Origin of the sequence: Rathayibacter sp. Leaf185, from assembly GCF_001423885.1 — a bacterium.
In the GTDB taxonomy this organism is placed as follows: domain Bacteria; phylum Actinomycetota; class Actinomycetes; order Actinomycetales; family Microbacteriaceae; genus Rathayibacter.
Genome location: NZ_LMPP01000002.1, coordinates 1,037,305 through 1,056,286 on the forward strand (window position 1 = coordinate 1,037,305; position 18,982 = coordinate 1,056,286).

An 18,982-nucleotide genomic window follows, 5' to 3' on the forward strand; every position below is an offset into this window, starting at 1 on the left:
CTCATGGCGACGAGCACCAAGACGACCTCCCGCGGGCGGGGGAGTGCCTCCGCGCGCTCCTCCACACCGCGTTCCGGCCGGGGCTCGGGGCGGGGTGCCTCCGAGAAGACCACCGTCGCCTTCGAGTCGGCCCCCCGCCCGAATCTCCTCGTCCGCCTCTGGATGACGCTGGCGCACGTGGTCGGCGGTGCCGCGCGAGCGCTCGGTCCCGAGCGGCTCGCGAAGGAGGAGCGCCGCGACGGCGTCCCCTTCCTCCTGGTCCTGCTAGGAGTCTCGGGTGCGGTCGTCGAGTGGTTCCTGGCCACCGATCCGGTGGCCAAGGTGCTCGACGCATGGACGTTCGGTGCTCTCTTCGGGCGGGTGGCCTACGTGCTCCCCGTCGTTCTCCTCCTCTTCGCACTCTGGCTGTTCCGGCACCCGAGCTCTGTCGACGACAACGGCCGCATCGGCGTGGGGCTCTCGTTCCTGCTGGTCGCCTCGGCGGGGATCTGCCACGCTCACCTCGGCGCTCCGGCACCCGGTGTCGGCATCGAGCTGATGGCCGCGGCCGGAGGCGTTCTCGGCTGGCTGGTCGGGGCGCCGCTGGTGGCGATCGCAACGGTTCCCGGAGCGACGGTCCTGCTCTCCGCGGTCATCCTGCTCTCGCTCTTCATCATCACCAAGACACCGCCGAACCGCATCGGTGCGCGCCTTCGCCAGCTCTACTCCTACCTCTTCGGCACGCCCGTCCTCGACGACGAGGAGCGAGCCCGCCTCAAGGCCGAGAAGGCCGAGGCGAAGGCGGCCGCCAAAGCGGAGGCCGAGGCCTCAGATGAGCAGGAGGACGGCGGTGAGCTGCCCTGGTGGCGTCGCACCGACTCCGGTCGCGAGGACGAGCCGACGGTGCAGACCGAGCTGCCGATCGACTCCCTCACCGAGGTCATCGACACGCCCAAGGGCCGTCGCGGGCGCGCCAAGGGCTTCGACACCGCGCTCGAGGAGCGCGAGGAGCCCGTCGATCCGCCGACCCGCTCCTACGCCACCGAGGTCATCACCGAGGCCGAGAGCGCCGAGGCCGCACTCGCGCGGTTCGAGAAGGGCAGCGGCACCCGCCCCCTGCCGGGCGTCGTCGACGATGATGCGACCGGAGTCATCACCCTCGATGATCTCGATGTCGCGCCCGTGGTCCCGGTACCGCCCGTCATCGAGACAGGGCCGATCGCCCCGCTCCCCGACGCCGACCCGACCGCCGAGTTCGACTCCTCGTTCGAGGACGACGCCCCCTACCGCCTGCCCTCTGCAGCGGCGCTGTCCACCGGCACTCCGTCCAAGGCGCGCTCCGCGGCGAACGACGAGATGGTCCACGCGATCACCACGGTCCTGCAGCAGTTCAACGTGGACGCGACCGTGACCGGCTTCTCCCGCGGTCCGACGGTCACGCGCTACGAGATCGAGCTCGGCCCGGGCGTCAAGGTCGAGCGCGTCACGGCGCTGAGCAAGAACCTGTCGTACGCGGTCGCCAGCAACGAGGTCCGCATCCTCTCGCCGATCCCGGGCAAGAGCGCCATCGGCGTCGAGATCCCCAACTCCGATCGCGAGATCGTGTCGCTCGGCGACGTCCTGCGGTCGGGTGCGTCGACGTCCTCCACGCACCCGATGACGATCGGCGTCGGCAAGGACGTCGAGGGCGGGTACGTCGTCGCGAACCTCGCCAAGATGCCCCACCTCCTCGTCGCCGGCTCGACCGGCTCGGGCAAGTCCAGCTTCGTGAACTCGATGATCACGAGCCTGCTCATGCGGGCGCGTCCGCAGGACGTCCGCATGGTCCTGATCGACCCCAAGAGGGTCGAGCTGACGATCTACGCGGGCGTCCCGCACCTGATCACGCCCATCATCACGAACCCCAAGAAGGCGGCAGAGGCGCTGCAGTGGGTCGTCAAAGAGATGGACATGCGGTACGACGACCTCGCGTCGTTCGGGTTCCGACACATCGACGACTTCAACGCGGCCGTGCGCGGCGGAGACCTGAAGCTCCCCGCGGGCAGCAACCGCGTCCTCAAGCCCTACCCCTACCTCCTCGTGGTCGTCGACGAGCTCGCCGACCTGATGATGGTCGCCCCACGCGACGTCGAGGACTCGATCGTGCGCATCACCCAGCTCGCGCGCGCCTCGGGCATCCACCTCGTCCTCGCGACCCAGCGTCCGAGCGTCGACGTCGTGACCGGCCTGATCAAGGCGAACGTGCCGAGCCGGCTGGCGTTCGCCGTCACCAGCGTCACCGACTCCCGCGTCATCCTCGATCAGCCCGGAGCGGACAAGCTCATCGGGCAGGGCGACGGACTCTTCCTCCCGATGGGCACCAACAAGCCCATGCGCGTGCAGGGGGCGTGGGTCCGCGAGGACGAGATCGCGAAGGTCGTCGAGCACGTCACGCGCCAGGCGCAGCCCGAGTACCGCCAGGACATCACCGTGCAGGCGCAGCGCAAGGAGGTCGACTCCGACATCGGGGACGACCTCGAGCTGCTGATCGCGGCGGCGGAGCTGGTCGTGAGCACGCAGTTCGGCTCGACCTCGATGCTGCAGCGCAAGCTCCGCGTCGGCTTCGCCAAGGCCGGCCGCCTGATGGACCTCCTCGAGTCGCGCGAGGTCGTCGGCCCCTCAGAGGGCTCGAAGGCGCGCGACGTCCTCGTCTCCGGCGAGCAGCTGCCGGCTGTGCTCGAGCGGATGCGGGGTGGCGAGACGGGCGATGCCCTCCCCGCGCCGTCGGCGGTCGCCCCCGATCCCTACGAGGATCCGCTGGCCGAGCCGACCGGTCCGGCCGCGACCGACTACCACGACGACGACGAGGGCTCCTCGGACGACGCCTGGGCCCTGACCGGACGCGACTGAGTCGTGATCCCCCGAGGCGACATCCCGACCACGACGAGCAACGGAGCACCATGAGCAGCCCGACGGCCGGAGTGCCTGCGCGCTCCGGCAACTGGAACCTCCCGAACGCGATCACCGTCGTCCGGATCCTCCTGGCGCCGCTGTTCTTCTGGCTGCTGCTGGCCGACAGCGGAGAGGACGGCGGTCTGCGGATCGCGGCGGCCCTGCTCTTCATCGTCGCGATCGCGACCGACGGGATCGACGGGCACATCGCGCGAAGCCGCGGGCTCGTCACGGACCTCGGCAAGCTCCTCGACCCGATCGCCGACAAGGTGCTCACCGGCGCCGCCCTCGTCGGGCTCTCGATCCTCGATGAGCTCCCGTGGTGGGTGACGATCGTCATCCTCGTGCGCGAGATCGGCATCACAGTGTTCCGCATGGCGGTCCTGTCCGACCGGGTCATCCCGGCCTCACGGGGCGGGAAGCTCAAGACCATCGTGCAGTCCGTCGCGATCTCGCTCGCCCTGCTCCCGCTCTGGCTCGTGCTCGGGGAGTGGGTGCACTGGCTCAACGGCATCACCATGACGGCGGCCGTCGTCCTCACCGTCGTGACGGGCATCGACTACCTCGCCGACGCGGCACGCCAGAGTCGCGCCGCTCGCAAGCGCCCGTGATCGCCGCGCCGCTGGTCAGAACGCTCGGGCAGCACGGTCTCGGTCTGGCGATCGCCGAGTCGCTCACGGGCGGTGCGCTGAGCTCGGCCGTCGTCGAGGTGCCGGGCGCCTCCGCCGTCTACCGTGGTGCGGTCGTCAGCTACGCGACCGATCTGAAGCACCGGCTGCTCGGGGTCGACGCTGCGCTGCTCGCCGAGCACGGCCCGGTCCACCCCGAGGTCGCCCTCCAGATGGCGCGCGGCGCGGCGTCGAGGCTCGGCACCGAGGGGGAGCGCACCGTCGGAGTCTCGACCACCGGGGTCGCCGGCCCGGACCCGCAGGGCGGCGCCGCGGTCGGCACGGTCTTCGTCGCCGTCGTGCTGGGCGATCTCGAACGAGTGCACGCGCTCCACCTCGAGGGCGATCGCGCGGAGATCCGATCGGCCTCCGTGAGTGCGGCGCTCGAGGCCGCGACCGAGCTCGTCACCTCTCTCGACCTGGGAATTCAGCCCCTTTCCTGATCAGTGCCGGATCGTGGAATGCCCCGCGTTTCGCCCCGGTTACATCTGACGTCGCTCACACGCAAAGTCCAGTCATCCGGTATTAGAGTCGACACACGAACCGGGTAGTGAACAGCTATCCGGTTCCTTCGTACTCAGCCCCCTCGATCAGAACGCTCCCTCGTGGCGCGTCCGGATCGCCCGGGCCGGACGAGGTCGCGGTTGACGTGGAGAAGGAGGGTCCAGTGGTTCTAGTTCGTCAGGAGATCGGCGATGTCCTCAGGGACTTTCGCCTGCAGAAAGGTCGCACGCTGCGTCAGGTGGCGAGCAAGGCGAGTGTCGCTCTCGGCTACCTCAGCGAGGTCGAGCGCGGTCAGAAGGAGGCGTCGTCCGAGATCCTCGCGTCGGTCGCCGATGCGCTCGACACGCCCATCTCGGTGATCATGCGAGAGGTCGGCGATCGCCTCGCCGTCATCGAGGGGATCGACACGATCCCCGACACCATCCCGGCCGACATGGTCGCCGGATTCGACGCGGACCTCATCGCCCAGTAGGCGGTTCCGCACCCCCACCTCCACCCACCGCACCCCGTTCCGCTTGAAGGGCGTCCGAGTCTCGACTCGGGCGCCCTTCGGCGTTCCCCGGGGCCGGCGTTCCCGGGGCTCGGGGTGGCCCGTTAGCGTGGGGGGATGCGATTGAGCGAGTTCCGTCAGCTGGTCGACGACGAGTTCGGTGCGGCGTACGCCCGTGTCCTCGTGTCGGACCTGGTGCTGACCGAGCTCGATGGCCGGACAGCGGAGCGGGCGCTGCAGGACGGCATCGAGGCGCGCGAGGTCTGGCAGGCGCTCTGCCGCGCCAATGATGTGCCCGAAGCGCGCTGGCACGGTATCGACCCGAAGAAGCGCCGCGACTGATCCCTCCGGCGCCGGCCCCTCGAGGAGGGTGCCGAAGCCGTGTTCGACACGCCGTACCCACTTCCTCGAACCCCTGTTCGATCAGGTCTAAGCTCCTCAACAGAAGCAGATGCCGCTCTCTCTCCACCGAGCGGCAGTCGCTCGGCCCCGATGTCGGAGGTCGGGCGTACCGTCGGGAACAAGTCAACGGACCTGCTTCACCGCCTTGTCGCATCCGGCCGGCGCACCGATCGGAGACACCGATCGGCCAGCCCGGCACGACGCGACAGCCTGTAGGCGATACCACCACGAGCACGAGAGCGAGACGGCCATGCCCAGTTCTTCAGACCGCGAGAAGTCCCTCGAGACTGCACTCGCCCAGATCGACCGCCAGTTCGGCAAGGGCGCAGTCATGCGCCTCGGCAGCGACGACCGCGCCCCGGTCGAGGTGATCCAGACCGGTTCGATCGCGCTCGATGTCGCGCTCGGCATCGGCGGCCTCCCGCGCGGGCGCATCGTCGAGATCTACGGCCCCGAGTCCTCGGGAAAGACCACGTTGACGCTGCACGCCATCGCGAACGCGCAGCGCAACGGAGGCATCGCCGCCTTCATCGACGCCGAGCACGCGCTCGACCCCGAGTACGCGAAGAAGCTCGGAGTCGACATCGACTCGCTGCTCGTGTCGCAGCCCGACACGGGAGAGCAGGCGCTCGAGATCGCCGACATGCTGGTCCGCTCCGGCTCGATCGACCTGATCGTCATCGACTCCGTGGCGGCCCTCGTGCCCCGCGCCGAGATCGAGGGCGAGATGGGCGACTCCCACGTGGGTCTGCAGGCCCGCCTGATGTCGCAGGCCCTCCGCAAGCTCACCGGCGGTCTCAACACCACCAACACCACGATGATCTTCATCAACCAGCTGCGCGAGAAGATCGGTGTCTTCTTCGGAAGCCCTGAGACCACCGCCGGTGGAAAGGCGCTGAAGTTCTACGCGTCCGTCCGCCTCGACATCCGCCGTATCGAGACGCTCAAGGACGGCACCGACGCGGTCGGCAACCGCACCCGCGTCAAGGTCGTCAAGAACAAGATGGCCCCGCCGTTCAAGCAGGCCGAGTTCGACATCCTCTACGGCATCGGGATCTCGCGCGAGGGCAGCCTCATCGACTTCGGTGTCGAGCACGAGATCGTCCGCAAGTCGGGCGCCTGGTACACCTACGACGGCGACCAGCTCGGGCAGGGCAAGGAGAAGGCGCGCCAGTTCCTCATCGACAACTCCGACATCGCGGCCGAGATCGAGAAGCGCATCCTCGTCAAACTCGGTGTCATCGCCGATCCGAACGCGAAGGTCGAGGCGGCTCCGGTCGCCATCGAGACCAAGCAGCCCGTGCGCAAGGGCGCGTAGATCGTGCGCGAGAAGGCCACGGAGGGGCCCGGAGGCCGCCCCGTGGCCTTCCTGCCCTGGGTGAAGGCCGACGCCCCGGCCGAACAGGAGGCTCCTTCGGAGCAGTCCGCGCCGGTCAGCACGATCGGACGCTCCGAGTCGCGAGCCGCGGCGGCCGAGCGCGTCGCCGAGCTGTCGGCGCACGTGGCGCGGCGATCGGCGAGCGAGGCGCGAGACGAGGCCCCCCGCGAGGAGGACGATCGCGAGATCGAGCTCGCCGCTCCGGAGGAGCCCGATCCCGAGCAGATCGCCGACCGCATCGTCCGCGGGCTCTCGCGCAAGAGCCTCTCGGTCGCCGAGGTCGAGGCGCGGCTCTACACCGAGGGCGTGGCCGAGAAGGATGCGCTCGAGATCCTCGAGCGGTTCGCGCGCTTCGGCTACCTCGACGACTACAAGATGGCCGAGCAGCTCGTGCTCTCCCTCCGCGAGCGCAAGAAGCTCGGCCGGTCGTCGATCCAGCAGGAGCTGAGGGGCCGCAAGCTCGATCCCGATGCGATCGCCTCGGCGCTCGACGAGTTCGACGGCGACGACGAGTACCGCACGGCCCTCGAGCTGGCGCGCAAGCGGCTCCCGAGCCTGCGGTCGCTCTCCGACGAGGTCGCTGAGCGCCGCCTGACGGGGTTCCTCGCCCGACGAGGGTACGGCGGAGCACTCGTCCAGCGGGTCGTGCGCGAGACCGTGCGACGCCCGGGGTCGAGCCCCCGCTTCCGCTGAGGCCGGCGACCGGTTCCCGAGTCACCGACGCGTAGAATCGCCACCCATGAGCACGCTCGGTCCGATCCCCACCCTCGCCGAGGCCCGTCCGCGGACCTACGAAGTGCGCACCTTCGGCTGCCAGATGAACGTGCACGACTCGGAGCGCCTGAGCGGTTCGCTCGAAGCGGCCGGATACGTGCCCGCCGATGGCGCCGAGGCCGACGTCGTCGTCATCAACACCTGCGCCGTGCGCGAGAACGCCGACAACAAGCTCTACGGCAACCTCGGTCACCTCGCGTCCGTCAAGCGGCGTCATGAGGGGATGCAGATCGCCGTCGGCGGCTGCCTCGCGCAGAAGGACAAGAACGTCATCCTCGATCGAGCGCCGTGGGTCGACGTCGTGTTCGGGACCCACAACATGGGCGCTCTCCCGAGCCTCCTCGAGCGGGCGCGGCACAACGAGGAGGCGCAGCTCGAGATACTCGAGTCGCTGGACGTCTTCCCGTCCACCCTCCCCACCAAGCGCGACTCGACGTACAGCGGCTGGGTCTCGATCTCGGTCGGCTGCAACAACACCTGCACCTTCTGCATCGTCCCTGCGCTCCGCGGCAAGGAGAAGGACCGGCGGCCGGGCGACATCCTCGCCGAGATCCAGGCCCTCGTGGACGACGGTGCGATCGAGGTCACGCTGCTCGGCCAGAACGTCAACTCGTACGGCGTCGAGTTCGGGGATCGGCAGGCGTTCTCGAAGCTGCTGCGCGCCGCCGGAGCCATCGAGGGTCTCGAGCGGATCCGCTTCACGAGTCCGCACCCCGCCGCCTTCACCGACGACGTCATCGACGCGATGGCCGAGACGCCGACGGTCATGCCCCAGCTGCACATGCCGCTCCAGTCGGGCTCCGACCGCATCCTCAAGGCGATGCGCCGCTCGTACCGCTCCGATCGCTTCCTCGGAATCCTCGACCGCGTCCGCGCGCGCATGCCGCTCGCCGCCATCAGCACCGACATCATCGTGGGGTTCCCCGGCGAGACCGAGGCCGACTTCGCCGAGACGCTCCGCGTCGTCGAGGAGGCCCGCTTCGCGTCCGCCTTCACGTTCCAGTACTCCATCCGTCCCGGCACTCCTGCGGCGACGCTGCCCGATCAGGTGCCGAAGGCGGTCGTGCAGGAGCGCTATGAGCGTCTCACCGCCCTGCAGGACGCGATCAGCGAGCGAGAGAACCGCACGGTCGTCGGTCGCGACGTCGAGGTGCTCGTCGCCACCGGTGAGGGGCGCCGCGACAGCGAGACGCACCGCCTGAGCGGCCGCGCTGAGGACAGCCGGCTGGTCCACTTCGATGTCCCGGACGGCTCCGAGCTGCCCCGACCGGGAGACGTGGTGTCGGTGCGGGTCACCCGCGCAGCTCCCTTCTACCTTCTGGCCGATTCGGTCGACGGAGCGCCGCTGCGTGTCCGGCGCACCCGTGCGGGCGACGCCTGGGACCGTGCCCAGGCCGAATCCTGCGGTGTCCCCGCTGCGGCGACTCCGGGAGTCGCGCCTCGGGTGTCGCTCGGCCTCCCGAGTCTGCGTGCCCGGACCGCGACGCTGACCACTCCGATCTACGACACCGCCGATGGCGAGCGCTGAGGCCGACCGGCCGTTGACCGACAGGCCCTTGGCCGACCGGCCCCTGAACGACGGAACCGGCGTCCTCGTCGTCGTCGGTGCGACCGGCACCGGCAAGTCCGAGCTGTCGCTCGATCTCGCTGACGCGATCCGGGCCTACGGTGGCGCGGCTGAGATCGTCAATGCCGACGCGATGCAGCTCTACCGCGGAATGGACGTCGGCACCGCGAAGCTCGCCCCGGCCGATCGGCGAGGAGTGCCCCACCACCTGCTCGACGTGCTGGACGTCACCGAGGAGGCCTCGGTCGCTCGGTATCAGCAGGAGGCGCGTCGCGTGATCGACGACGTGATCGAGCGGGGCGCCACGCCGATCCTCGTCGGCGGCTCCGGGCTGTACGTCTCCAGCGTCATCTTCGAGTTCACCTTCGCCGGCACCGACCCCGACCTCCGTCGCTCCCTCGAGGAGGAGGCGGAGCGCGAGGGCGCGGCGGTCCTGTTCACCCGCCTCCGGGCGATCGACGCCGAGGTCGCCGAGCGGATCGGCCCGTTCAACGTCCGGCGGATCGTCCGCGCGCTCGAGATAGCCGAGCTGACCGGCTCGCCGCACAGCGCTCTGATGTCGGACGAGCCCGTGTCGTGGCGCCCGTCGGAGGTGCTGATGCTCGAGGCCCCGCGCGAGGTCCTCGTCGAACGCCTCGATCGCAGGGTCGAGCGGATGTGGGCGGGCGGCATGCTCGACGAGATCGAGCGCCTCGTCCCTCTCGGTCTCGAGCGGGGCGTCACCGCCGGTCGGGCGATCGGCTACGCCCAGGCCCTCGCCCAGCGTTCGGGCGAGATGAGCGAGGAGGAGGCGATCGCCGCCACCCAGTCGCTCACCCGGCGCTACGCCCGCCGCCAGAACAGCTGGTTCCGGCGCTACGGGCACGCGCACCGACTGCCGTTCGACGCACCCGATCTGCTGGCGCGCGCGCTCGATCACGCACAGGTCCATCCTCCACGCCCTCGCTAGGCTGTCCGCCATGACGATCGAGCTGCACTTCACGAAGGGCCAGGGCACCGGGAACGACTTCGTGCTCTTCAGCGACCCGGACGGTGAGGTGGACCTCTCGCCCGCCCAGATCGCGATGATCTGCGATCGACACTTCGGTGTCGGTGCCGACGGCGTGATCCGCGCAGTGCGCTCGCGAGCCCTCCCCGAGGGCACTGCCGCCCTCGAGCAGGAGCCGGAGGCCGAGTGGTTCATGGACTACCGCAACGCCGACGGGTCGATCGCCGAGATGTGCGGCAACGGCATCCGTGTCTACGCGGCCTTCCTCCTGGCCGGCGGCCTCGCCGAGCTCGAGCCGGGCGACACCCTGCCCATCGGCACCCGCGCCGGCGTCCGGGACGTCACCCGCAGCGGTGCCGGCTTCCAGGTCGACCTCGGCCGCTGGGAGCTCGCGGGAGGCGAGCCCCTGGTCCGCGCCAAGGAGCTCAAGGTGGCGCGCCCCGGTCTCGGCATCGACCTCGGCAACCCGCATGTCGTCGTCGCGCTCAGCAACGACGAGGAGCTCGACTCCGCCGACCTGGTCTACATCCCGCAGATCGAGCCGGAGCCGGAGGACGGCGCGAACGTCGAGTTCGTGGTGCCCGGGGAGCCGCTGATCCACGACGGCGTCGGCCGCATCCGGATGCGGGTGCACGAGCGCGGCAGCGGTGAGACCCTCAGCTGCGGGACGGGCGCCGCCGCGGCCGCTCTCGCCGTCCGCTACTGGGCGGGCCCTCGCGCGCCCCAGTCGTGGCGCGTCGAGGTCGCCGGCGGCACGCTCGGAGTGACGATGTTCCCCACCGAGGAGGGCGAGCACGTCGGCCTCTCGGGGCCGGCCGACCTCGTCTACACCGGCACGATCCGGATCGACTGACGGCCTGCATCGACCGCCGCGATCAGAGCCGCGTCGTCCGGAGGATCCGGAATCCCTTCGCGGACGAGACCCGCTCGACCTCGAGACGGCTCTCGAACGCGTCGGTCATCCAGGTCTGGAGCGAGTCGGAGCCGAGGTTGCGCTGCACCACCAGCCACGCGTCGGCGCCGTCCTCGAGGCGGGGGAGCCAGCGCTCGAGCAGCGCGTGCAGCTCGTCCTTCCCGACCCGGATCGGCGGATTCGACCAGATGGTCCGGAATCGCAGCCCCTCGGGAACATCGTCGGGCAGCACGGCGTTGACATTGGTGAGGCCGAGTTCTGCGCAGTTGCGCCGGACGAGTTCGAGCGCTCGCTGGTTGACGTCGACCGCCCACACCCGGGCGTCGGGGGACTCGAGGGCGAGCGTGAGCGCGAGCGGTCCCCAGCCGCAGCCGAGATCGAGCAGATCCCCGTCGGCCGGGACTTCGGGAGCGGCGTTGAGCAGGACGCGGGTCCCGAGGTCGATGTGCCCGGGGCTGAAGACGCCTCCGGCGGTGGTGACCTCGAGGTCGCGACCGGCCAGACGGACCGAGATCCGGCGGGGTCGGAGATCACCGTCGGGAGTACTCGTGAAGTAGTGCTCGCCGGCCATGAGAAGAGAACTTATCAACACCCGAGGAGTTAGTGTTACAAGGATGACCGAAGACCTGAACGAGACCGACACGACCGACGCCGTGGATGTCGTCTCGCGGGTCCTGGCGAACGCGCAGTCGCGTTCGGCGGGCTACTCGCGCTTCGTCTCGGGCGGCGCGCAGGCGCTGCAGACCAGCGGCCACGGAGGCGAGAACTCCGACGGCGACCAGTTCGACCGCGAGGACCGGCAGGCGCTCCGCCGGGTGGCGGGGCTCTCGACCGAGCTCGAGGACGTCTCCGAAGTCGAGTACCGGCAGCTGCGTCTCGAGAACGTGGTGCTGATCGGCGTGTACTCGCAGAACTCGCTCGAGGACGCCGAGAACTCGCTGCACGAGCTCGCCGCACTGGCCGAGACGGCGGGAGCGACCGTCCTCGACGGCCTCCTCCAGCGCCGCCCGCACCCCGACCCGAGCACGTACCTGGGCAAGGGCAAGGCCGAGGAGCTCGCCTCCCTCGTCGCCGCCCTGGGCGCCGACACCGTCGTCGCCGACACCGAGCTCGCACCCAGCCAGCGGCGCTCGCTCGAGGACGTCGTCAAGGTGAAGGTGATCGACCGCACGGCCGTCATCCTCGACATCTTCAGCCAGCACGCCACGAGCCGCGAGGGCAAGGCGCAGGTCGAGCTCGCGCAGCTCGAGTACCTGCTCCCGCGCCTCCGCGGTTGGGGCGAGTCGATGTCGCGCCAGGCCGGAGGCCAGGTGGGCTCCGGCGCCGGAATGGGCTCGCGTGGACCGGGTGAGACGAAGATCGAGCTCGACCGTCGACGCATCCACACCCGGATGGCGCGGCTGCGCAAGCAGATCACCGCGATGAAGCCGGCGCGCGAGGCGAAGCGGGCGAACCGCAAGCGGAACGCGGTGCCTTCCGTCGCGATCGCCGGATACACGAACGCCGGCAAGTCGAGCCTCCTGAACCGGATGACCCACGCGGGAGTGCTCGTCGAGAACTCGCTCTTCGCGACTCTCGATGCGACGATCCGCAAGTCGCAGACCAGCGACGGCCGCCTCTACACGCTGGCCGACACCGTCGGCTTCGTGCGGGCGCTCCCGCACCAGCTGGTCGAGGCCTTCCGCTCGACGCTCGAGGAGGTCGCCGACTCCGACATCATCGTGCACGTCGTCGACGCCTCCCACCCCGACCCCGCTGGTCAGATCGCGACCGTCAGGGACGTCATCGGCGAGGTCGGTGCGCGCGGCATCCCCGAGATCATCGCCTTCAACAAGTCCGACCTCATCGACGACGGGGCGCGTCTCGTGCTCCGCGGGCTCGCTCCCGATGCGGTGTTCGTCTCGGCCCGCAGCGGCGAGGGGATGGACGAGCTGCAGGCGAGGATCGCCGAGATCCTCCCCGAGCCCGAGATCGAGATCGACCTGCTCGTGCCCTACGACCGCGGCGACGTGGTGTCGCAGCTGCACCGCAACGGGCGCATCCTCACGACGCAGTACGTCGAGGGCGGTACCCACGTGCGCGCGCTGGTGCACGCCGAGCTGGCCGGCTCGCTCGGCGAGTTCGCGGCTCCGCCGGCGGTCGTGGAGGCCTAGCAGGACAGTCCTCGATGCGCCCGTGACCCCGGAGAGATCCGCGGGTCGCGGGCGCTTCGTCGTCCGCGCGGACGATCGATCGACACACTCCGTCACGCCCGTTCACACCGCGTCACGCGAGTCGACGCCGCTGCTCGGCGTTCCTACTGTGGACCGCGAGGCGCCGGGTGCATCGCAGCGGACCGGGCTCAGGACGAGGGAACGGAGGGCTGCGTCGTGCCGACGAATCACGCGGGGCCCGCTCCGGAACCCCCCTGTCCCGGTCGCATCCCCTTCTCCTTCGAGATATACCCGCCTCGCACGACCGAGGGCACGGCGGCACTGCTGCGCACGGTGGACCGTCTGACCGAGGCCCGGCCCTCCTTCATCTCCGTGACCTACGGCGCCGGCGGCTCCTCCCGCAGTGCGTCCCTCGAGATCCTCCGCCACATCCACCGCAGCACCTCGGTCGAGGCGCTGGCCCACCTCACCTGCGTCGGCTCGACCCACGCCGAGGCGAGCCGCCTCGTCCACGAGTTCCTGGAGGCGGGGGTCACCCGGTTCCTCGCCCTCCGCGGCGATCCGCCGGTCGGCAGCCCCGATGGAGTGGATGTCGTCGGCGACTTCGGCAGCGCTGCCGAGCTGGTGCAGCTCATCCACCGCGTGCAGGCGGAGCGCGAGCCCTACGGCGCCGTGGCCGTTCCCGGGCAGCCGAACGCGCAGCGGGTCGACGTCGCCGGCCGTCCCCGCGCGCAGGTCGCCGTCGCGGCCTTCCCCAACGGCCATCCGCGGTCGCGCTCGCGCACGCAGGACCTCGACGCCCTGCTGGCGAAGGAGGCCGCGGGGGCGTCGTTCGCGATCACGCAGCTGTTCTTCCACCCCTCCGACTACGTGCACTTCGTCGAGCGCGCCCGGGCGGCCGGTGTCCGCATGCCGATCATCCCGGGGGTCATGCCCGTCACCAGCCCGGCTCGACTCCGCCGGATGCTCGAACTCAGTGGTGAGGACCTGCCCGCCGAGCTCGCGATCGCCCTCGACGTCGAGCCCGACGACGACGCGCGTCGTCGGATCGGGGTCGCCCATGCGGCCGCGATGGTCAGGACTCTCGTCGCGGCCGGGGCGCCGGCGATCCACCTGTACGCCTTCAACCGCCACGAGGAGGCCCTCGCCGTCCTCGCCGAGAGCGGCCTCCTGCCCCGGGAGCCCGCGCTCGCGGGCGGTCCGCGCCCGTCACCACCCCTCACCACGGAGAGAGCATCATGAGCACGACCGCAGCCGTCTTCCCCACCGGAACCGTCCTGGGCTATCCCCGCATCGGCCGGCGCCGCGAGCTCAAGAAGGCGATCGAGTCCTTCTGGGCCGGATCGATCGGGGTCGCGGCGCTCGAGGAGTCTGCCGCCGGGCTCCGCGCCGCCACCCGCGAGCGGCTGCTCGCCCTCGGTCTCGGCCGCGACGACTCATCGATCCCCGAGGCGCACTCGTTCTACGACCAGGTGCTCGACACGACCGTGGCCGTCGGAGCGATCCCCGAGCGCTTCGCGGACCTCGTCGTCGCCGGCTCGCTCGATCTCGCGGGCTACTTCACCCTGGCGCGCGGCGACGGCGACCGCGCTCCGCTCGAGATGACGAAGTGGTTCGACTCCAATTACCACTACCTGGTGCCCGAGATCGGCCCCGAGACCGTGTTCTCGCTCGCCGACACCCGGCGGGTCCGCGAGGTCGAGGAGGCGCGCGAGACCGGATTCACCACCCGCCCGGTCCTGGTCGGGCCCGTCACGTACCTCCTGCTCGCAAAACCGTCCGAGTCGGCGCCCGCCGGGTTCGAGCCCCTCTCGCGGCTGGCCGACCTGCTGCCCGTGTACGTCGAGCTGCTGGCACGCCTCCGGGAGGCCGGAGCCGAGTGGGTGCAGCTCGACGAGCCGGCACTGGTGTCGGAGTCGATCGAGGTAGGCCGCGCCCGGGTCCTCGGGGCCACAGCCGAGGCGTACCGGGAACTCGGCACGGCGGAGGATCGACCCGCCCTCTTCGTCGCTGCACCCTACGGCGACCTCGGCGACGCTCTGCCCGTCCTCGGCGCCTCGCCCGTCGAGGCGATCGGAGTCGACCTCGTGAAGGGCTCCGCGCCCACCCTCGCGCTCGAGGGCACCGTCCTCGTGGCGGGCGTGGTCGACGGCCACAATGTCTGGCGCGGCGATCTCGCCGGCGCGCTGGAGGCCGCGGAGGCGCTCCGCCCCTTCGCGGCCCGGGTCGCCGTCTCGACGTCCACGTCGCTCTTCCACGTCCCGCACGACGTCACCGACGAGCCCGACCTCGATGCACGGCTCGCGTCGTGGCTCGCCTTCGCCGATCAGAAGGTGGCGCAGGTCGCGGTCCTCGCCCGCGGTCTCGCGGAGGGACGCGATGCGATAGCGCCCGAGCTCGCTGACGCCGCCGCGGCGCTCGAGGACCGCCGGGAGGCTCCCGGCGTCCGTGACGGAGCCGTGCGCGCCCGCGCGGCCGCCCTCCGGCCGGAGGACTACAGCCGCGCCTCCTACGACGAGCGTTTCGCTGCTCAGGAGGAGGCTCTCGGGCTCCCGCCGCTGCCGACGACGACGATCGGCTCGTTCCCGCAGACCCGTGAGATCCGGACGGCCCGCGCGGCGGTCGGACGCGGCGACCTCACCGAGGTGCAGTACGTCGAGCGGATGCGGGCCGAGATCGAGCGGGTCGTGCGCCTCCAGGAGGAGATCGGGCTCGACGTCCTCGTGCACGGCGAGCCGGAGCGCAACGACATGGTGCAGTACTTCGCCGAGAACCTCGACGGGTTCGCGGTCACCCGCAACGGCTGGGTGCAGTCCTACGGGAGCCGCTGCACTCGGCCGTCTCTGCTCTGGGGCGACGTCTCGCGCCCGGCCCCGGTCACGGTCGACTGGTCGAGCTTCACGCAGTCGCTGACCGACCGGCCTGTCAAGGGCATGCTGACCGGCCCGGTGACGATCCTCGCCTGGTCGTTCGTGCGCGACGACCAACCCCTGAAGGAGACGGCGGAGCAGGTCGCGCTGAGTCTGCGCGACGAGATCGCCGACCTCGAGCGCGCGGGCATCCGCATCGTCCAGGTCGACGAGCCGGCGCTGCGCGAGCTGCTGCCGCTCGAGAAGGCGAATCAGCCCGCCTACCTCGACTGGTCGGTCGGCTCCTTCCGGCTCGCGACCGCGGGCGCCGCGACCGGGACGCAGATCCACACCCATCTCTGCTACTCCGAGTTCGGCGTGGTCATCGATGCGATCGATCAGCTGGACGCCGATGTGACCAGCATCGAGGCGGCGCGCTCGAGGATGGAGGTCGTCACCGACATCGAGCGGTCCGGCTTCGCCCGCGGCATCGGCCCCGGCGTCTACGACATCCACTCCCCGCGCGTCCCGAGCGAGGCGGAGCTGACGGATCTGGTGGGCACCGCCCTCGGCTCGATTCCGGCGCGACAGCTCTGGATCAACCCCGACTGCGGCCTCAAGACCCGTGGCTACGAGGAGACCGTCGCGTCGCTGCGCGCGATGGTCTCGGCGGCGGCGGGTGCCCGCGCGGCGCTCCCGGAGGCGGCAGCCGTCTAGGGGGCCTTCGACCGAGCGAGGGAACCCCGGGCCGTCGAGGCGGCCTGCTCGCGCAGGCACTCTCGACGGGCCGGGGTCCCCTCGTTCCTGGTCAGACGGAGCGGAGCACGGCGACGATCTTGCCGAGCACCTCGGCCTCGTCGCCGAGGATCGGCTCGAAGTTGGAGTTGCGGGGGAGGAGCCAGGTGTGGCCGTCGCGCTGACGGAGCACCTTCACGGTCGCCTCGCCGTCGAGCATGGCCGCGACGATCTCGCCGTTCTCGGCGGTGCGCTGCGACCGCACGACGACCCAGTCGCCGTCGCAGATGGCGGCGTCGATCATCGACTCGCCCACGACCTTCAGCATGAAGAGCTCGCCCTTGCCCACGAGCTGGCGGGGGAGGGGGAACACCTCGTCGATCTGCTGGTCGGCCATGATCGGCACGCCCGCGGCGATGCGGCCGACGAGGGGGACCATCGCCGCATCGCCGACCGTGACGGTCGACTCGAACGAGCCGTCGTCCTCGGTCGAGCTGGGGACGTCGATCAGGATCTCGAGTGCGCGGGGACGGTTGGGGTCGCGGCGGAGGTAGCCGCTCAGCTCGAGCTGGTTGAGCTGGTGGGTCACGCTCGAGAGCGAGGCGAGGCCGACCGCGTCGCCGATCTCGCGCATGCTCGGCGGGTAGCCGCGGCTCGAGACCGAGCGCTGGATCGCATCGAGGATGGCGAGCTGCTTCGCGCTCAGGTTCTTGCGGCGTCGGCCCGCGCTCTGCTTGGTCTTCGGCGTCTGCGCGTCGCTCACGATGCTCCCTCTCTCGGCGCGCACCCCGCGTGCGCGCCCTCCCGGCCACGATCCGACGACGAATGTCGGTGGTCGCTGCTGTACTACCTCCGGGCTCTCGAAACTGTATCCGCCGCGGGTCCCCGTTCGAAACATTCGTTCGAGTGTGTCGCGAGACATCTCTCGAAAGACACGCAAGGGATGCGAGGCGTCAGGCACTTGCCGAGCGCGAAGTTCGAAGATATATTCGGAACAGAGATTCGGGGCGGCCTCCCGGCCGAGGTCCGCCCCGAATCCCTGCTGAGAGGAGCGATCCCGAATGACCGCACAGCATGTCCCCACGACGCAGCATTCCCCGATGACGGGGGAGGCGTCCACGACCGCGCGAGCAGGCAAGACCCGTTCGCTCGCGTCCGTGTCGGTCCCGACCACGCACCTCCGCATCACGCGGCGAGGGCGGGCGGTGCTCGCCACGCTCGGTGCGCTGCCGATCGTCGCCGGTGCCTTCGTCTTCGGTCTGAACGGCGGGGGAGCGGTGGCTTCGGCGGATCAGTCGAGCGTCGAGTTCCAGTACGTCACGGTCCGTGCGGGCGAGTCGCTCTGGTCGCTGGCCGAGGAGCTCGCTCCCGAGTCCGACCCGCGTGATGTGGTCGACGACATCCTCTCGCTCAACCAGCTCCCGAGCGCCGGCATCGAGCCAGGTCAGCGACTCGCGGTCCCGTCGCAGTACGACGTCGTCCGCTGAGGTCCGGCCCCGGCGGTCCGGAGCCGCGCCGCTAGCATCTTCTGGTGACGACTCTCGATGACCTGCCCCTCCGCGACGACCTCCGTGGCAAGCACCCCTACGGTGCGCCGCAGGCCGTCGTGCCTGTCGCTCTGAACGTCAACGAGAACACCCACCCGGTCCCCGACGACGTCGTCGCCGACATCATCGAACGGGTCGGTGTCGCCCTGCGGACCGTGAACCGCTATCCGGATCGCGAGTTCCGAGAGCTCCGCGACTCCCTCGCCCGCTATCTGGGCCACGAACTCACCGCCGAGAACGTCTGGGCAGCGAACGGCTCGAACGAGGTCCTGCAGCACGTGCTCCAGGCGTTCGGCGGGCCGGGTCGCTCGCTCCTCGGCTTCGCGCCGACGTACTCCATGTACTCGATCCTCGCCTCCGGCAGCGGCATGGAGTGGATCCCCGCGCCGCGCGAGAGCGACTTCCGGGTCGGAGCCGCGCACGCGGCCGAGCAGGTGCGCCTGGCACAGCCCGACATCGTGTTCCTGTGCGCTCCGAACAACCCCACCGGCACCCCGCTCGACCTCGACACCGTCGCCGCCGTCTACGACGCGACCGACGGCATCGTCGTGGTCGACGAGGCCTACGCGGAGTTCGGCGGCAGTGGAGCGCCAACAGCGCTGAGCCTGCTCCCCGGCCGGCCGCGCCTGCTCGTCTCCCGCACGATGAGCAAGGCGTTCGCCTTCGCCGGGGTGCGCCTCGGCTACCTCGCCGCCGATTCCGCCGTCGTCGACGCGCTGCGCCTCGTCCGGCTGCCCTACCACCTCTCCGCGCTCACCCAGGCGGCGGCGACGGCGGCGCTCGCCCACTCCGACGAGATGCTCGCGATGGTCGGCGAGATCATCGTCCAGCGCGACCGCATGGTCGACGGGCTGCGCGCTCTCGGCTTCCGCGTGCACGAGACCGGCAGCAACTTCGTCCTGTTCGGGGGAGTAGACGATCCTCAGGCGGTCTTCGAGGCCCTGCTGGCCCGCGGCGTCCTCATCCGCGACGTCGGCATCCCGAACCACCTGCGCGTGAGCGCGGGGACGGAGGCCGAGACGACGGCGTTCCTCGAGGCGATGTCCGAGGTGACGGGCGGCCAGGAGGCCACCTCCCGCTCCTGACCCTGCTGCCACCGGAGGG

17 protein-coding genes are annotated in these 18,982 nt (G+C 70.5%); 15 read left to right on the forward strand and 2 right to left on the reverse strand.

All coding sequences use genetic code 11. From position 1 onward, the window contains the following. The first annotated feature begins 3 nt into the window (after nucleotides 1-3). From ASG06_RS12145 to dapF, 10 genes are all read left to right on the forward strand, one after another. The gene (locus tag ASG06_RS12145) at nucleotides 4-2,868 is read left to right on the forward strand and encodes a DNA translocase FtsK (protein WP_056042328.1); all 2,865 of its coding nucleotides are present in this window, start codon (nucleotides 4-6) and stop codon (nucleotides 2,866-2,868) included. Between the two features lie 50 nt (nucleotides 2,869-2,918). Beyond that, nucleotides 2,919-3,521, forward strand: coding sequence for a CDP-diacylglycerol--glycerol-3-phosphate 3-phosphatidyltransferase (gene pgsA, locus ASG06_RS12150; protein ID WP_056042330.1), 603 nt, complete (start codon nucleotides 2,919-2,921; stop codon nucleotides 3,519-3,521). Then, entirely contained in the window at nucleotides 3,518-4,021 is a 504-nt protein-coding gene (locus ASG06_RS12155; protein ID WP_056042332.1) for a CinA family protein, read from the forward strand. The genes pgsA and ASG06_RS12155 overlap by 4 nt, the downstream gene beginning before the upstream one ends. A gap of 224 nt (nucleotides 4,022-4,245) precedes the next feature. Next, a complete protein-coding gene (locus ASG06_RS12160; RefSeq protein ID WP_056042334.1) occupies nucleotides 4,246-4,554 on the forward strand; it encodes a helix-turn-helix domain-containing protein in 309 nt (102 codons plus the stop codon). 135 nt (nucleotides 4,555-4,689) lie between these two features. Beyond that, on the forward strand, nucleotides 4,690-4,914 hold the full coding sequence (locus ASG06_RS12165; RefSeq protein ID WP_056042336.1) for a DUF3046 domain-containing protein: 225 nt from the start codon (nucleotides 4,690-4,692) through the stop codon (nucleotides 4,912-4,914). A 310-nt stretch (nucleotides 4,915-5,224) separates the two neighbouring features. Then, nucleotides 5,225-6,292, forward strand: coding sequence for a recombinase RecA (gene recA / locus ASG06_RS12170; RefSeq protein ID WP_056042338.1), 1,068 nt, complete (start codon nucleotides 5,225-5,227; stop codon nucleotides 6,290-6,292). 42 nt (nucleotides 6,293-6,334) lie between these two features. After that, nucleotides 6,335-7,045: a regulatory protein RecX gene (locus ASG06_RS12175; protein ID WP_162239024.1), complete on the forward strand. Its 711-nt coding sequence runs from the start codon at nucleotides 6,335-6,337 to the stop codon at nucleotides 7,043-7,045. 46 nt (nucleotides 7,046-7,091) lie between these two features. After that, nucleotides 7,092-8,654, forward strand: coding sequence for a tRNA (N6-isopentenyl adenosine(37)-C2)-methylthiotransferase MiaB (miaB, locus tag ASG06_RS12180; protein WP_056042341.1), 1,563 nt, complete (start codon nucleotides 7,092-7,094; stop codon nucleotides 8,652-8,654). A 28-nt stretch (nucleotides 8,655-8,682) separates the two neighbouring features. After that, nucleotides 8,683-9,642 carry a tRNA (adenosine(37)-N6)-dimethylallyltransferase MiaA gene (miaA, locus tag ASG06_RS12185; RefSeq protein ID WP_231727694.1) on the forward strand — a complete coding sequence of 320 codons (960 nt, stop codon included), beginning with the start codon at nucleotides 8,683-8,685 and terminating at the stop codon, nucleotides 9,640-9,642. Between the two features lie 10 nt (nucleotides 9,643-9,652). Beyond that, the gene (gene dapF / locus ASG06_RS12190) at nucleotides 9,653-10,534 is read left to right on the forward strand and encodes a diaminopimelate epimerase (protein ID WP_056042342.1); all 882 of its coding nucleotides are present in this window, start codon (nucleotides 9,653-9,655) and stop codon (nucleotides 10,532-10,534) included. 22 nt (nucleotides 10,535-10,556) lie between these two features. Here dapF and ASG06_RS12195 read toward each other — a convergent pair whose 3' ends face one another. Beyond that, the gene (locus ASG06_RS12195; protein WP_056042344.1) at nucleotides 10,557-11,165 is read right to left on the reverse strand and encodes a class I SAM-dependent methyltransferase; all 609 of its coding nucleotides are present in this window, start codon (nucleotides 11,163-11,165) and stop codon (nucleotides 10,557-10,559) included. A 43-nt stretch (nucleotides 11,166-11,208) separates the two neighbouring features. Between ASG06_RS12195 and hflX the strand changes: the two genes are divergently transcribed. The 3 genes from hflX to metE all read left to right on the forward strand — a co-directional run bounded on the left by hflX (nucleotide 11,209) and on the right by metE (nucleotide 16,313). Beyond that, nucleotides 11,209-12,747 carry a GTPase HflX gene (hflX, locus tag ASG06_RS12200; RefSeq protein WP_056042346.1) on the forward strand — a complete coding sequence of 513 codons (1,539 nt, stop codon included), beginning with the start codon at nucleotides 11,209-11,211 and terminating at the stop codon, nucleotides 12,745-12,747. 216 nt (nucleotides 12,748-12,963) lie between these two features. After that, nucleotides 12,964-13,989 carry a methylenetetrahydrofolate reductase gene (locus ASG06_RS12205; protein WP_082499167.1) on the forward strand — a complete coding sequence of 342 codons (1,026 nt, stop codon included), beginning with the start codon at nucleotides 12,964-12,966 and terminating at the stop codon, nucleotides 13,987-13,989. Beyond that, nucleotides 13,986-16,313, forward strand: coding sequence for a 5-methyltetrahydropteroyltriglutamate--homocysteine S-methyltransferase (gene metE, locus ASG06_RS12210; protein ID WP_056042348.1), 2,328 nt, complete (start codon nucleotides 13,986-13,988; stop codon nucleotides 16,311-16,313). Before ASG06_RS12205 ends, metE begins: the two co-directional genes overlap by 4 nt. 91 nt (nucleotides 16,314-16,404) lie before the next feature. Here metE and lexA read toward each other — a convergent pair whose 3' ends face one another. Then, on the reverse strand, nucleotides 16,405-17,094 hold the full coding sequence (gene lexA, locus ASG06_RS12215; protein WP_231727696.1) for a transcriptional repressor LexA: 690 nt from the start codon (nucleotides 17,092-17,094) through the stop codon (nucleotides 16,405-16,407). Between the two features lie 298 nt (nucleotides 17,095-17,392). Between lexA and ASG06_RS12220 the strand changes: the two genes are divergently transcribed. Continuing rightward, nucleotides 17,393-17,818 (forward strand): LysM peptidoglycan-binding domain-containing protein, encoded by a 426-nt coding sequence (locus ASG06_RS12220; RefSeq protein ID WP_231727697.1) that lies wholly within the window; start codon nucleotides 17,393-17,395, stop codon nucleotides 17,816-17,818. Nucleotides 17,819-17,862: 44 nt separating this feature from the next. Beyond that, a complete protein-coding gene (locus ASG06_RS12225; protein WP_056042349.1) occupies nucleotides 17,863-18,963 on the forward strand; it encodes a histidinol-phosphate transaminase in 1,101 nt (366 codons plus the stop codon). The last annotated feature ends 19 nt before the right edge of the window (nucleotides 18,964-18,982 follow it).